12 protein-coding genes are annotated in these 13,980 nt (G+C 32.7%); 10 read left to right on the plus strand and 2 right to left on the minus strand.

Annotated elements, in window-relative coordinates:
- Positions 1 to 63 precede the first annotated feature (63 nt).
- From E5167_RS04435 to E5167_RS04470, 8 genes are all read left to right on the plus strand, one after another.
- On the plus strand, positions 64 to 1,056 hold the full coding sequence (locus E5167_RS04435; RefSeq protein WP_136841442.1) for a DNA-directed RNA polymerase subunit alpha: 993 nt from the start codon (positions 64 to 66) through the stop codon (positions 1,054 to 1,056).
- Between the two features lie 68 nt (positions 1,057 to 1,124).
- On the plus strand, positions 1,125 to 1,604 hold the full coding sequence (gene rplQ / locus E5167_RS04440) for a 50S ribosomal protein L17 (RefSeq protein ID WP_136841444.1): 480 nt from the start codon (positions 1,125 to 1,127) through the stop codon (positions 1,602 to 1,604).
- 89 nt (positions 1,605 to 1,693) lie between these two features.
- Positions 1,694 to 2,800 (plus strand): glutamine-hydrolyzing carbamoyl-phosphate synthase small subunit, encoded by a 1,107-nt coding sequence (gene carA, locus E5167_RS04445; protein ID WP_136841446.1) that lies wholly within the window; start codon positions 1,694 to 1,696, stop codon positions 2,798 to 2,800.
- A gap of 144 nt (positions 2,801 to 2,944) precedes the next feature.
- Complete coding sequence (gene eno, locus E5167_RS04450) at positions 2,945 to 4,234, plus strand: phosphopyruvate hydratase (protein WP_136841448.1); 1,290 nt, start codon at positions 2,945 to 2,947, stop codon at positions 4,232 to 4,234.
- Between the two features lie 186 nt (positions 4,235 to 4,420).
- A complete protein-coding gene (locus E5167_RS04455; protein ID WP_136841449.1) occupies positions 4,421 to 5,707 on the plus strand; it encodes a citrate synthase in 1,287 nt (428 codons plus the stop codon).
- 88 nt (positions 5,708 to 5,795) lie between these two features.
- Positions 5,796 to 6,761, plus strand: coding sequence for an arginase (rocF, locus tag E5167_RS04460; RefSeq protein WP_239021941.1), 966 nt, complete (start codon positions 5,796 to 5,798; stop codon positions 6,759 to 6,761).
- 15 nt (positions 6,762 to 6,776) lie between these two features.
- Positions 6,777 to 8,075 carry a M20/M25/M40 family metallo-hydrolase gene (locus E5167_RS04465; RefSeq protein ID WP_136841453.1) on the plus strand — a complete coding sequence of 433 codons (1,299 nt, stop codon included), beginning with the start codon at positions 6,777 to 6,779 and terminating at the stop codon, positions 8,073 to 8,075.
- A gap of 439 nt (positions 8,076 to 8,514) precedes the next feature.
- Complete coding sequence (locus E5167_RS04470) at positions 8,515 to 8,964, plus strand: hypothetical protein (RefSeq protein ID WP_136841455.1); 450 nt, start codon at positions 8,515 to 8,517, stop codon at positions 8,962 to 8,964.
- A gap of 59 nt (positions 8,965 to 9,023) precedes the next feature.
- On the opposite strand, the gene E5167_RS04475 is transcribed toward E5167_RS04470, so the two are convergent.
- Positions 9,024 to 9,455 carry a hypothetical protein gene (locus tag E5167_RS04475; RefSeq protein WP_136841457.1) on the minus strand — a complete coding sequence of 144 codons (432 nt, stop codon included), beginning with the start codon at positions 9,453 to 9,455 and terminating at the stop codon, positions 9,024 to 9,026.
- Between the two features lie 178 nt (positions 9,456 to 9,633).
- Between E5167_RS04475 and ctlX the strand changes: the two genes are divergently transcribed.
- Together ctlX and E5167_RS04485 are read left to right on the plus strand one after the other, a co-directional pair.
- Entirely contained in the window at positions 9,634 to 10,572 is a 939-nt protein-coding gene (gene ctlX, locus E5167_RS04480; RefSeq protein ID WP_136841459.1) for a citrulline utilization hydrolase CtlX, read from the plus strand.
- Between the two features lie 60 nt (positions 10,573 to 10,632).
- Positions 10,633 to 11,898, plus strand: coding sequence for an MFS transporter (locus E5167_RS04485; protein ID WP_136841461.1), 1,266 nt, complete (start codon positions 10,633 to 10,635; stop codon positions 11,896 to 11,898).
- Between the two features lie 3 nt (positions 11,899 to 11,901).
- On the opposite strand, the gene E5167_RS04490 is transcribed toward E5167_RS04485, so the two are convergent.
- Positions 11,902 to 13,953 carry a tetratricopeptide repeat-containing sensor histidine kinase gene (locus E5167_RS04490; RefSeq protein ID WP_136841463.1) on the minus strand — a complete coding sequence of 684 codons (2,052 nt, stop codon included), beginning with the start codon at positions 13,951 to 13,953 and terminating at the stop codon, positions 11,902 to 11,904.
- Positions 13,954 to 13,980: the final 27 nt, after the last annotated feature.

Here is a 13,980-nt window from a genome sequence, read left to right on the forward strand (position 1 = left end):
TATAAGTACTTCTTCAAACTTTTAGACCGCGCAACCAAATAACAATTAAAACGAAGAAAAAAAATGGCAATATTAAATTTTCAAAAGCCCGATAAAGTAATCATGATCGATTCAACCGATTCTGAAGGTAAATTCGAATTTAGACCTTTAGAACCTGGTTATGGATTAACAGTAGGAAATGCTTTAAGAAGAGTATTATTATCTTCTTTAGAAGGATTTGCAATTACATCGGTTAGAATAGAAGGCGTAGAGCATGAGTTCTCTACAATTGCAGGTGTAGTAGAAGATGTAACAGAAATGATTCTTAACTTAAAACAAGTACGTTTTAAGCGTCAAATAGATGAAATCGATAACGAATCAGTATCAATTTCAATCTCAGGACAAGAACAAATAACTGCAGGTGATTTCCAAAAGTTTATCTCAGGATTCCAAGTATTAAATTCAGATTTAGTAATCTGTAACTTAGACCCTAAAGTAAGCATCAATATGGAAATTACTATAGAAAAAGGGAGAGGATATGTACCAGCTGAAGAAAACAAAAAAGCTACAGCGCCAATGGGAACCATCTTTACAGATTCTATTTATACTCCAATAAAAAATGTTAAGTATAGTGTTGAGAACTTTCGTGTAGAACAAAAAACAGATTACGAAAAATTAGTTTTCGAAATCGATACAGATGGTTCAATAAACCCACAAGATGCTTTAACAGAAGCAGCTAAAATATTAATTCACCACTTCATGTTATTCTCTGATGAGCGTATTACATTAGAAGCTGATGAAATTGCACAGACTGAAACTTATGATGAAGAATCTCTTCACATGAGACAGTTACTTAAAACTAAGTTAATCGATATGGATTTATCTGTACGTGCACTTAACTGTTTAAAAGCTGCAGAAGTTGATACATTAGGAGACTTAGTATCATTCAATAAAAATGACCTAATGAAATTCCGTAATTTTGGTAAGAAATCTTTAACAGAGCTTGAAGAGCTTGTTAACGTTAAAGGACTTAGCTTCGGAATGGATTTAAGCAAATATAAACTAGATAAAGATTAATTAATCATATTTTGCTCTCCAGCCGTATTACTGTCTGGATTCGGTAGCAAGATGATAAAACAAATGTCATGAGACACGGAAAAAAATTCAATCACTTAGGAAGGCAAACAGCGCATAGAAAAGCAATGTTGGCAAATATGGCTTGTTCTTTAATAGAGCACAAGCGCATTAACACAACAGTAGCTAAAGCAAAAGCTTTAAAGCAGTTTGTTGAACCAATGATTACAAAATCAAAGGAAGATACAACACATAACAGACGTATTGTTATGTCACGCTTAAGACAAAAAGAAGCTGTAGCTGAATTGTTTAGAGAAGTAGCTGCTAAAGTTGGTGATCGTCCAGGAGGATACACAAGAATTATTAAACTTGGTAATCGTTTAGGTGATAATGCTGATATGGCAATGATTGAACTTGTAGATTATAACGAAATTTATAATGCAGGTAAAGAAAAGAAAAAGACAACAAGACGTAGTAGAAGAGGTGGTAAAAAAGCCGTAGCTTCTGCTCCAGCTGTCGAAGAAACTAAAGCAACTAACGAAGAAGAATAAATGTTAATAAGCTTTAATAAAATAGAGGATAAACTTTTTTAGTTTATCCTTTTTTTATACAATTTTGCGAAACCTTTTTTTAATTATATATGAAATACAATAAACTTAGAAAAGCAATTATTTTATTAGCAGATGGCACCATATTTCATGGTAAATCTGTAGCAAATAAAGAAGGTACTGCCTTTGGAGAAGTTTGCTTCAATACTGGAATGACAGGGTATCAAGAAATCTTTACAGATCCTTCATATTTTGGGCAATTAATGGTAACCACCAATGCACATATTGGTAATTATGGTGTAAATGATGATGAAGTAGAATCAAACTCGATAAAAATAGCTGGTTTAATTTGTAAAAATTTCAGCTATGTGTATTCACGTGATGATTCTAGTGGTTCTTTAGAAGCGTTCTTCGATGAAAATAATTTGTTTGCTATTTCTGATGTAGATACAAGAGCATTAGTAAGCTATATTAGAGATAATGGCGCAATGAATGCGGTAATCTCAACTGATATAGACAATATTGAAGGTTTAAAGAAACAACTTGCAGAGCAACCAGATATGGAAGGATTAGAGTTAGCCTCAAAAGTTTCAACTAAAGAACCTTATTATTTTGGTGATGAAAATGCCACTTATAAAATTGCAGCACTTGACATTGGAATTAAAAAGAACATTTTACGAAACTTTGCTAAAAGAGATGCTTATATAAAGGTGTTCCCATATAATGCAACTTTTGAAGAATTAGAAGCATTTAAACCGGATGGTTATTTTTTAAGTAATGGACCAGGTGATCCTGAGCCATTGTTTGAAGCGCAAAACTTAGCTAAAGAAATTATTAAGAGAGACCTACCACTATTTGGTATTTGTCTAGGACACCAAGTAATTGCATTAGCCAATGGTATTTCTACATATAAAATGCATAATGGTCATAGAGGAATAAATCATCCAGTAAAGAACCTTGAAACAGGAAAAGGTGAAATCACATCTCAAAATCATGGTTTTGCTGTCAATAGAGAAGAAGCAGAAGCTAATGCAGATTTAAAAGTAACCCATGTACATTTAAATGATAATACGGTTGCAGGTTTGGCTATGAAAAATAAAAATTGTTTTTCAGTACAATACCATCCTGAAGCAAGTCCAGGACCACACGATTCTATGTACTTATTCGATCAGTTTATCAATAATATAAAATCTAAATAATTGTAAGGCAATGTGAAAACATTGCCTCTTTTATTTACCAAAAAGTACAGTTAAAATAGTGACAATTATGCGTGTTTAACTAAATGTTTAACACTACAATTTTGTAAATTTGAAACCTAATTAAAGCAACATAAATAAAATATAATGAGTATAATAATTGATATTCACGCACGACAAATTTTTGATTCAAGAGGAAACCCAACAGTTGAAGTAGATGTAATTACCGAAAATGGTATTCAAGGAAGAGCAGCAGTGCCTTCAGGGGCATCAACAGGAGAACATGAAGCTGTCGAACTTCGTGATGGAGGTAAAGATTATATGGGAAAAGGAGTTTTAAAAGCTGTTGAAAATGTTAATACTGTAATTGGGCAAGAGCTATTAGGGACTTCAGTGTTTGAACAAAATCTAATCGATCAAACCATGAACGATTTAGATGGTACACCAAACAAAGCAAAATTAGGCGCAAATGCTATTTTAGGAGTGTCATTAGCTGTGGCAAAAGCAGCCGCTAATGAATTGGGAATGCCATTATACCGTTATATTGGTGGAGTTTCAGCAAATACACTTCCAGTGCCAATGATGAACATTATTAATGGAGGTTCGCATAGTGATGCTCCAATTGCTTTTCAAGAGTTTATGATTATGCCTGTAAAAGCTAAAAATTTTTCTGAAGCATTGCAAATGGGATCTGAGATTTTTCACCACTTAAAAAAGGTGTTGCATGATAGAAATTTAAGCACAGCCGTTGGTGATGAAGGAGGTTTTGCTCCTACTTTAGATGGCACAGAAGATGCTATTGAAACTATTGCAAAAGCTGTTGAAAATGCAGGATACAATTTAGGAAATGATATTATGATTGCTCTAGATTGTGCTGCAGCCGAATTTTATAAAGATGGTAAATACGATTACACAATATTTGAAGGCGATAAAGGTGTCGTTAGAACATCACAAGAACAAGCTGAGTACTTAGAAGAGTTATGTAATAGATATCCAATTATATCAATAGAAGATGGAATGGATGAAAACGATTGGGATGGATGGAAAACATTAACCGAAAAAGTTGGTGACAAAGTACAGTTGGTTGGTGATGATTTATTTGTAACAAATGTCGATCGTTTATCAAAAGGAATTTCCAATGGAATAGCAAACTCTATTTTAATAAAAGTTAATCAAATAGGTACCTTAACCGAAACTATTGCAGCAGTTAATATGGCGCACAATGCTGGCTATACGTCTGTAATGTCTCATCGTTCTGGTGAAACAGAAGATAATACAATTGCCGATTTAGCAGTAGCGTTAAATACAGGGCAAATAAAAACGGGGTCTGCATCTAGAAGTGACCGAATGGCAAAATATAATCAATTACTTAGAATTGAAGAGGCATTAGGCAGCACAGCCTTTTTTCCTGGAGAAGGTGCATTTAAAGTTAAATAAAAACTAAACTATAATAGACGCTTTTTAAGTCCATTGTTTACATAAATAATGGACTTTTTTTTATTAATTTTTCTGATACCGTTATCAATAATTCTATAGTCTTTGTACTTTAAAAATCCTGATATATTTCGTATTTTCGTAGAACTGTTTTAAACAAAGAAATCATAATAAAATTTTAAAAGAAATATGTCAAATAATGCTACGTTAGAGGTTAACGGTCAAAAATACGAATTCCCAATAGTTACAGGAACTGAAAATGAAGTTGCAATAGATGTAAAAGCATTAAGGAGCTCAACAGGAGGGGTTATTACCATAGACCCTGGATATAAAAACACAGGATCGTGTGAAAGTGGTATCACCTTCTTAGATGGAGAAAAAGGAATTTTAAGATATAGAGGCTATTCTATTGAAGAACTTGCAGAGAAAGCAGACTTTTTAGAAGTCGCTTATCTTTTAATTTTTGGAGAATTACCAACAAAAGAGCAACATGATAAGTTTCACGCAGATATAAAGAAACAGTCTGTTGTAGATGATGATGTGCGTAAAATTGTAGATGCCTTTCCAAAATCTGCCCATCCAATGGGAGTATTATCATCACTTACTAGTGCTTTAACGGCATTTAACCCTTCTTCTGTAAATGTAGATTCTGAAGAGGACATGTATAATTCTGTTGTTAAAATCCTAGGAAAGTTTCCTGTACTAGTAGCATGGACATTACGTAAAAAGCATGGACTTCCTTTAGATTACGGAGATAATAATTTAGGTTATGTTGAAAATGTCTTAAAAATGATGTTTAAGCAGCCTAACCAAGAGTATGTTCAAAATAAAGTTATTGTTGATGCTTTAGATAAGTTATTAATACTACATGCCGATCACGAGCAAAACTGCTCCACATCAACAGTAAGAATCGTTGGTTCATCACACGCAGGATTATTTGCTTCATTATCAGCTGGTATATCTGCTTTATGGGGACCACTTCATGGAGGAGCTAATCAAGCAGTTCTTGAAATGTTAGAGGCTATAAAAGAAGATGGTGGCGATACTAAAAAATATATGGCAAAGGCCAAAGATAAAAATGATTCGTTTCGTTTAATGGGCTTTGGTCATAGAGTTTACAAGAACTTTGACCCTCGAGCAAAGATAATTAAGACATCGGCAGATGAAGTTTTGGGAGATCTTGGTGTTGAAGACCCAATTCTTGATATTGCTAAAGGTTTGGAAAAAGAAGCCTTAGAAGATTCGTACTTTGTAGATAGAAAACTTTATCCTAATGTAGATTTCTATTCAGGTATTATTTATAGAGCAATGGGGATACCTACCGATATGTTTACAGTAATGTTTGCATTAGGACGTTTACCAGGTTGGATTGCTCAATGGCGCGAAATGCGTTTACGTAAGGAACCAATTGGACGACCAAGACAATTATATATTGGTGAAACTCACAGATCGTTTGTGCCAATGAGCAAACGCTAAAATTTTAATAAAAATAAACAACTAAAAACCTCATAGAACTCTCTATGAGGTTTTTTATATTTGTGTAATTAAGGAATAAATTAAACTGATGAATCAAATAAAAATAATAAAAAACAGATCAGATATTGGAGCAGGAACACGAGGTTCAGATATGGGGATTGATGCCATTGAAATAGCAGCGATTAATGCTAATAATGATTATTTTACTAAATACGATTTTGTAGATGTTGAAACCGAAAACGAATCTATTTACAACAAAGTAAAGAATGCATATTCCAAACGAATAGAACATGTGTCTTATCAATGTGAGAGGGTATGTACTGCAGTAAGCAATAGCTTAAATGAGCAATCGTTTCCTCTAGTAATCTCTGGTGATCACTCGTCTGCTTTAGGAACTATTAGTGGTATTAAAAAAGCATTTCCTAATAAAAGACTTGGAGTTGTTTGGATTGACGCTCATGCAGATATGCACTCACCTTATACATCGCCTTCTGGTAATATTCACGGTATGCCATTAGCAGCTGCAATAGGAGAAGATAATTTTGAAAGCAGAATTAATAAAGTATCCGAAAGCTCTATCCATTATTGGGATAATATGAAAAATATGGGAATTAAAGGTCCAAAACTTAAACCGGAAGACCTTGTGTATTTTGGAGTCAGAGATACCGAAGAACCCGAAGATAACCAAATAAAAAAGCTTAGCCTAAGAAATTATATGGTTCATGAAGTGAGGCATAGAGGTTTAGAAGTATGTGTAGATGAGGCTTTAGACAAGTTGAAAGATTGTGATATGATTTATATATCATTTGATGTAGATAGTATGGATTGTGACCTTATTTCTTATGGCACAGGAACACCAGTTTCTAAAGGTTTTGATGAATTTGAAATTATTAAAATTATAAATAAAATTATTGAAAGCAAGAAAGTAATTTGTATGGAGTTTGTAGAAGTAAACCCTTTACTAGATAATAAAGGAAACAAAATGGGTGAAACAGCTTTTGTGGTTTTAGATGCAGTTACTAATACATTAACTAAAATTTTAAAGAATAAATAATAAAAAACGTAACCAATGAAAACCTTCTTTAAATACTTGGTGCTAATATTTTTAGTAAGCACACAAGTTTCCTTTGCACAAAAACTTTCTAGAAAGGAAAAAAAGATTTTAAAAACAATTGAAGCTAACAATACTGAAGCTATTGCGTTTTTAAAAGATATAGTAAATATTAATAGTGGCACCATGAATCACAAAGGCGTAAAAAAGGTTGGTGAAGTATTTGGAGAGGCATTTGAGGAAATTGGATTTAAAAGTTCTTGGTACGATATGTCTGAGGTTAATCGTTCAGGGCATTTGTTTGCTGAAACATCTGGAAACAAAGGAAAGAAATTATTACTCATTGGTCATTTAGATACCGTTTTTGAGGAGAATAGTCCTTTCCAAGAATTTAAAATGGTTAACGATAGTATTGCACATGCTCCAGGAGGTAACGATATGAAAGGTGGAGATGTTATTATACTTTATGCATTAAAAGCATTACACGAAAACGAATTGTTAAATAATGCTCAAATTATAGCGGCTTTTACAGGTGATGAAGAAGCTTCTGGAAAGCCCATAAGCATTAGCAGACATCATTTAATTGAAGCAGCAAAACGCAGTGATATAGCCTTAGGTTTTGAAACTTCAACTGGATTTAATTATGCTACTGTAGCAAGACGTGGTTCCTCAGGCTGGAAGGTTGAGGTTAAAGGCAAGCGTGCACATTCTTCTGGTATTTTTAGAGAAAATGTTGGTGCTGGTGCTGTTTTTGAAATGTCTCGAATTCTTAATGAGTTTTATAATAAAGTTAAAGGCGAAGAGTATTTAACCTTTAATCCAGGAATTCTTTTAGGAGGAACGTTAATGGAATTTGATAGCGAACAGAGTAAAGGAAATATTTTTGGAAAAACCAATGTAGTTGCTCAAACTGCTGTGGTTGAAGGAGGATTACGTTTTATTTCGGAAGAACAAAAAGAAAACGCTCGAGCTAAAATGAATGAGATAGTGAACAACAATTTACCGCAAACATCTGCTGAGATTACGTTTATTGATAGTTATCCTGCAATGGGACCAACTGAAGGAAATCATAAGCTTTTAGATATTTTTAACGAGGTGAGTATCGATTTAGGACAGGGAGAAGTAGAAGCCTATGATCCAGGACGTCGAGGTGCTGCCGATGTATCGTTTGTTGCGAAGTATGTAGATTGTTTAGATGGTTTAGGTACTATGGGAAATGGTGCACATACACCACAGGAAACGGTTAATTTGAATACTATTGAAGACTTAACAAAGCGTACAGCAATCCTAATTTATAGGTTAATTAATCAGAAGTAATAACATCAATGTTAATTTAAATAGCTTTTTATTCAATAATAAGTTTACAGACACCACTGTTTTTGTTCCATTTATATTCGGTGGTTTCAATACGTGTTTCTTTATACTCGATATATGCACAGTAGTTTTTATGTAATCTTTTAGCATTTACAAATAGCTGAAAGATTTCTTCAGTTGAAATTTGAATAAAATGTTACCGTTAGTAAACAAATTGTTACCTGTTATTTTATCTACTAATTAAAAATCAAAAGTTGCGAGTGAAGAAAAGCATAATTCGTTACAATCATCATCGCTGCAAGATTGAGTGATAATTAACACGATTAAGAGCAATATTTTGATAGCATTATTTAGCCCTATTAATTAAAAAGTAGGGTAATTTAGTTTTTAATTGTCTTAAGTATGTAAACAAAAATATATTTAATTAATTAGAATTGAAATTATGAGAAAGTTTAAAATATTAATGTTAGTAGCAATGTGTAGCTTAGGTAGCTCATTTGCTCAAGAAAGAGACAAGCAAACCAAGGAAGAAAAACTATCGTATTATGAACAACGTGCAAAAGAAGATGCAAAGTTTGAACAGGAACTTAAAGCTAAAACCGAAAAAGAATCAGCTGAATTTTGGGAAAATCAAAAACAATATGAAGAAGATTTAAAAAAACGAGATAGAAAAGCTTACAGAGCTTATATAAAAGGAAAAAGAGATGCTTATGCCGAACATTATGCACATTGCGGCACACATTGCCACCATAGCGATTATTATCACCACCATGTGTCATTTTATTATTATGGCTACAATAATAATCACTATTACAATAGTTATCCAAGACGTAATGCTATTAACACAAGAATTAAAATAGGGACTCCAAGAGTGAGGTTAGGGATTTTTTAATTTTGTTGTTATTAGTAAAAAAGCCGCTTTAAATAAAAAGCGGCTTTTAAATTTATCTTTTACTCTTTGGTACACTTTGGGTGTTCTATTGTAAATGTATAATTTTTATCACTTTCTTTAGTAATAGAAGCTTCCCCTTTATGATCTGGTTTATATGATGCTCCAGTTCCTAGGTCAACACCTATACCAATAATTCCCCAACTAATGGCACTTAAAATAAAGTTCCCTGTTCTAAAAGTTTTATGGTATGTTTTTTTGTAATCTTCACAGCCTTCTTGTTGTATTTCAACCTCTAAAGGCCTGTTTCTGTAATACGAATTAGTTACAACGCCATTTCCAACTTTTTCCCCATTAACATAAATAGATGCATTAGGTAAATCTTTTGCAACAATTTTAGCATTGTATTTGCTTCCTCCAAACATTACACCACAGCTTGTAAATGATAAGGACACTAATAACATGCAAATAAAAAGTAGATTCTTTTTTTTCATTAAATTTGGTTTTTAAAGTTATTTTAATATTTGCAATAATAATGTTTTTCCTACAAAAAAGGTAGGCTTTTTGCAAAAAAATATTTATTCTCAAAGTGTTGATTTTAAGTATTTAATTTTGAAGTAAGTTCAAAAAATTAAATTAAAAGTATGATTTTAATACTCTAAAAATAGATAAATGCAACAAATAACCAATACTATTTTAATGGTACGTCCTACAAACATTAGGGCTAACGAGCAAACAGCTATTAACAATCATTATCAAAAAGAGATACATGATGTTACACAGTTAGTTTTGCAACTAAAAGCTGAAAAAGAATTTGATACGTTTGTTGAAAAGTTACGAAATGTGGGTATAAATGTTATTGTATTTGAGGCTAATGATGGATTAGACACTCCTGATGCACATTTTCCAAATAACTGGGTTTCGTTTCACGAAAATGGTGTAGTTGGGTTGTATCCTATGTTTGCAGAAAACAGACGAGCAGAACGTAGGGAAGACGTGTTGTTTAAGTTGGAAGATGAAGGCTTTCTTATAAATCATATAATGGATTATAGAGCAGCTGAAGATGAAGACTTATTTCTAGAAGGCACAGGTGCTTTATTGTTAGATCGAGTGAATAGAAAGGCATATTGTGCTTTATCACAACGCGCCAGTGAAGAGCTATTTATTGAATTTTGTGAAGACTTCGAGTTTACACCAATAATTTTTACAGCTAACCAAACCGTTAATGGTAAACGAACACCTATTTACCATACAAACGTTATGATGTGTTTGGGAGAAACCTTTGCTGTAATTTGTTTATCAAGTATTGATGATGCTAAAGAACGTAAAAATGTAATTAAACACTTAAAAGAAGATGGTAAAGAAATTATAGATATTACGGAAGCGCAGGTTGCTAATTTTGCAGGAAACATGTTAGAAGTTAGAGGGCAAAATAATAAGCGCTACCTAATTATGAGTCAAGCAGCTTACGATATATTAACAACCTCTCAAGTAGCAAGATTAGAAACACACATCGAAATTTTATCAAGCTCACTTAGTATTATTGAAGCTTGTGGTGGTGGAAGTGCGCGCTGTATGATGGCAGAGGTGTTCTTGCCAAAAGCGTATTAATTGTCAAGTTTATTAATTAAAGCAGTATATTGAACTACTAAAGCAAAAACGAGTAGTTTAATGAGTCAAACAAAAGCACCTTGGTATTATCTTTTACTTATTATTTTAGCAGGAGAATCGGTATTTATCCTTCCTTTTGTACTAGCACGTGTTTTTAGACCAACCGTACTTGAAGTTTTCGAATTAAGTAATTTAGAACTTGGTCTTTGTTATTCTGTATATGGTATTGTTGCTATGTTATCCTATCCATTTGGAGGACCTTTGGCAGATAAATTTCAACCTAGAAAATTAATAGCGATTGCATTGTGGATGACAGCTTTAGGAGGATTTGTTTATGCTACTTTTCCAAGTTATAATGTGTTAAAGATTCTTTATGGTTATTGGGGTTTTACGACCATATTTTTGTTCTGGGCGCCAATGATTAAAGCCACAAGGGTTTGGGGAGGGACAAATTCTCAAGGGAAAGCTTTTGGTTTTTTGGATGGAGGCCGCGGATTAGTGGGTGCTTTATTTGGAACTTTAGGGGTAATTATTTTTTCTTTATTTCTTACTTCAGAAATTGCAAAAGCAACATTAATTGAAAGTAGAGTGGCTTTTAAACAGGTCATAATTGTTAGTTCGAGCATTGTAATTCTTGTTGGGATTTTGGTGTGGTTTTTCTTAAGACTAGATAAAGACACAGAAAAGAAAATAGTTTTAGATCAAATAAAATGGAAACAAGTTAAAGAAGTATTACGCTTACCATCAGTGTGGTTACTAATGATTATTATTATGTGTGGTTATGTAGGATATAAAATTACAGATGTATTCTCGCAATATGCCACAGATGTTATGATGTATAACCCAGTAGAATCTGCTCAAGTAGGCACGTTTTTACTTTACATTCGCCCAGTTGTTGGCGTTTTGATAGGAATTGTAGCAGATAGATCTAAAATAACGCTATTACTCTTATTGAGCTTTATAATAGCTTTCTTTGGTTCATTAATGTTTGCCTTTGGTTATGTGCAAGAATCTGTAAGCACCTTATTTTTTGTTTCAATATTTATTGTGGCAGCTGGTGTGTATGGTATTCGCTCACTTTATTTTGCCGTTATGCAAAGAGGAAAAATTCCATTAGTGCTTACAGGAACAGCTGTAGGTATAATATCACTTATTGGCTTTACTCCAGATATTTTTGCTGGTCCAACATATGGCTACCTTTTAGATAATTCTCCAGGAATTAAAGGACATCAACATGTGTTTTGGATGTTGGCACTGTTCTCTTTTGTTGGAGGAATAGCAGCATTTCTTTACTTTAAAATGTATGGGAAAAAGAAAAACGAATAAATTCTAAGAAATAGGTTTGGCTTTTGGTAACTCTACAAAGAACTTACTTCCAAGGTTTGGCTCACTTTCAACCCAAATTTTACCATAGTTTAATTCAACCATTTGCTTACAAATAGATAGCCCTAAACCTGTACCTTTTTCATGGCCAGTTCCACGTGTTGTGAAACCACTATTTTTAAATAACTTTTCTTGGTTTTCTTTTGAGATTCCAACACCTGTATCTTCAATACAAATAAGTACATTACCGTTGCGTTCTCTGTTAGAAACAGTAATTACATCACCAACTCTTGAAAACTTAACCGCATTAGCCAATAAGTTTTGTATTACAATCTCTATCATACTTCTGTCAGCATAGACAAAATCTTTTATAGACTCGTCAAGTAAAATAATTTGTTTTTGTTCTACTTTTTTCTCTATTAAATTCATTTTATCTGCAAACACTTCTTGTATGTTAAAAAGCTCTGGCTTAGGCTCCAAATTTTGCATTTGCGATTTCGACCAGTTTAATAAATTCATTAATAGGGCTGAGGCATTATCGGCATTTTCACTTAACTCAGGAATTAACTCATCAAACTCTTCCTGACTTATACTGTCTTCTTTTAATAAGTCTAAAAAGGCTTTAACACCTGTAATAGAATCTTTTAAATCATGTGATACTATAGAAAACAATCGGTCTTTTACCTGATTCATTTCTTCAAGATGGCGTGTTTGCTCTAAAATAGAATCGTTTTGAAGTTTATATTGTTTGTTAGTCTGTTCTAACTCTACTAACTCAGCTTTTTTGCTTCGACTGTTTAAAAACATTACTATTAATGCAATTAATACTAAAAGAAAAGCACCACCTAAAGCATATGCTATTAGTTTTAACTGCTTAGTTTTTTTAGTGTCAACAGGATAAATGGATTCGTCATCAATAGTTGTATTTGTAGGTTGATTAATACCTATTGGTTCTTCTTCAAAAACAAAAGGTGTGGCTTTTTCTTCGTCAAGCTTATTTTTTAAATTGTGGTAATCGGCTTGCCATTTAAAAGCACTTCTAAAATTACCGTTTGTTGAATCTATTGCTACTCTTAACTTATAGTTTTTTAAAAGCTCTTCATTATCATTTACTTGTCTAGTAAGTGAGTAGGCTTCGTTTAACTGTATTTCGGCTAATCTTGTTTTTCCTTGTTTAAAGTTTAAGTTAGCTAAACTGTTTAGCGATTTTAAAATTCCTGCTTTATTGTTTTCATTTCGGTTTAGTTTTAAACCTTCTAATAGATATGAGGCTGCTTTTTGAAAATCATTAAATTGTAAATATTGATCACCAATTCTTGGTAACACATCACCTCGTATGGCTTGGTCGTTTTCATTCAATGGATCTAAATAGCCTAATAATTTTTCGTAATACTCAATGGCTTTTCTATGCTCCTTGCGCATAGAATATAATATGGCTATGTTTTTAGTTGATGCCTTTATACCAGAACTATCACGAAGTTGTTCTCTAATCTCTAAAGCTTTAATGTTAAATTCCAATGATTTATCTACCTGATTGGTATTAAAATAAGCTTCAGATAAATTGTTATAAGCCGAACTTAACTCGCGTCTTAAGTTCTTGCTTTCAAAAATATCGATAGCAGATAATGAGTAACGTAACCCTTTGCCATAATTTCCTCTTTTAATTTCAATAAGCCCTAAGCTGTTATTCACCTTAGCAATACCAAGTGAATCTTGTAATTGATTAAACAAACGTAACGATGCATTGTAATTATCGAGCGCATTGTAGTAGTCGTCTTTTTGAGAGTAAATAAGTGCTTTATAGTATTTAATTTCGGCTGTTGCTTTATGATATTGCAACGATGTTGATAATTTTTCGGTTTGCGCAATATATCCTAATGCTTTTTGATAATCGTTAGAGTTGTAGAAAGACTTTATTAACTCTATAGAAGTATCAACCTTAGTAGAGTCTAACTTTTGAAATGCAAATTGCATGACAAGACTATCCTGTTCTTTAGTTTGAGATAAACTAGAGAATATAGTAAATAAAAATGCAGTTAAGGTAATTAACTGTTTCATAAACTATAAAAGGTTTTAGGTGAAACA

It is taken from the genome of Pontimicrobium aquaticum, from assembly GCF_005047595.1.
In the GTDB taxonomy this organism is placed as follows: domain Bacteria; phylum Bacteroidota; class Bacteroidia; order Flavobacteriales; family Flavobacteriaceae; genus Pontimicrobium; species Pontimicrobium aquaticum.

What these genes read in the sequence shown, in the direction of transcription:
- eno (WP_136841448.1), top strand. Translation starts at nt 2,945, where the DNA reads ATGAGTATAATAATTGATATTCACGCACGACAAATTTTTGATTCAAGA.
- carA (WP_136841446.1), top strand. Translation starts at nt 1,694, where the DNA reads ATGAAATACAATAAACTTAGAAAAGCAATTATTTTATTAGCAGATGGC.
- E5167_RS04435 (WP_136841442.1), top strand. Translation starts at nt 64, where the DNA reads ATGGCAATATTAAATTTTCAAAAGCCCGATAAAGTAATCATGATCGAT.
- rocF (WP_239021941.1), top strand. Translation starts at nt 5,796, where the DNA reads ATGAATCAAATAAAAATAATAAAAAACAGATCAGATATTGGAGCAGGA.
- ctlX (WP_136841459.1), top strand. Translation starts at nt 9,634, where the DNA reads ATGCAACAAATAACCAATACTATTTTAATGGTACGTCCTACAAACATT.
- E5167_RS04475 (WP_136841457.1), bottom strand. Translation starts at nt 9,455, where the DNA reads ATGAAAAAAAAGAATCTACTTTTTATTTGCATGTTATTAGTGTCCTTA.
- rplQ (WP_136841444.1), top strand. Translation starts at nt 1,125, where the DNA reads ATGAGACACGGAAAAAAATTCAATCACTTAGGAAGGCAAACAGCGCAT.
- E5167_RS04455 (WP_136841449.1), top strand. Translation starts at nt 4,421, where the DNA reads ATGTCAAATAATGCTACGTTAGAGGTTAACGGTCAAAAATACGAATTC.
- E5167_RS04470 (WP_136841455.1), top strand. Translation starts at nt 8,515, where the DNA reads ATGAGAAAGTTTAAAATATTAATGTTAGTAGCAATGTGTAGCTTAGGT.
- E5167_RS04490 (WP_136841463.1), bottom strand. Translation starts at nt 13,953, where the DNA reads ATGAAACAGTTAATTACCTTAACTGCATTTTTATTTACTATATTCTCT.
- E5167_RS04465 (WP_136841453.1), top strand. Translation starts at nt 6,777, where the DNA reads ATGAAAACCTTCTTTAAATACTTGGTGCTAATATTTTTAGTAAGCACA.
- E5167_RS04485 (WP_136841461.1), top strand. Translation starts at nt 10,633, where the DNA reads ATGAGTCAAACAAAAGCACCTTGGTATTATCTTTTACTTATTATTTTA.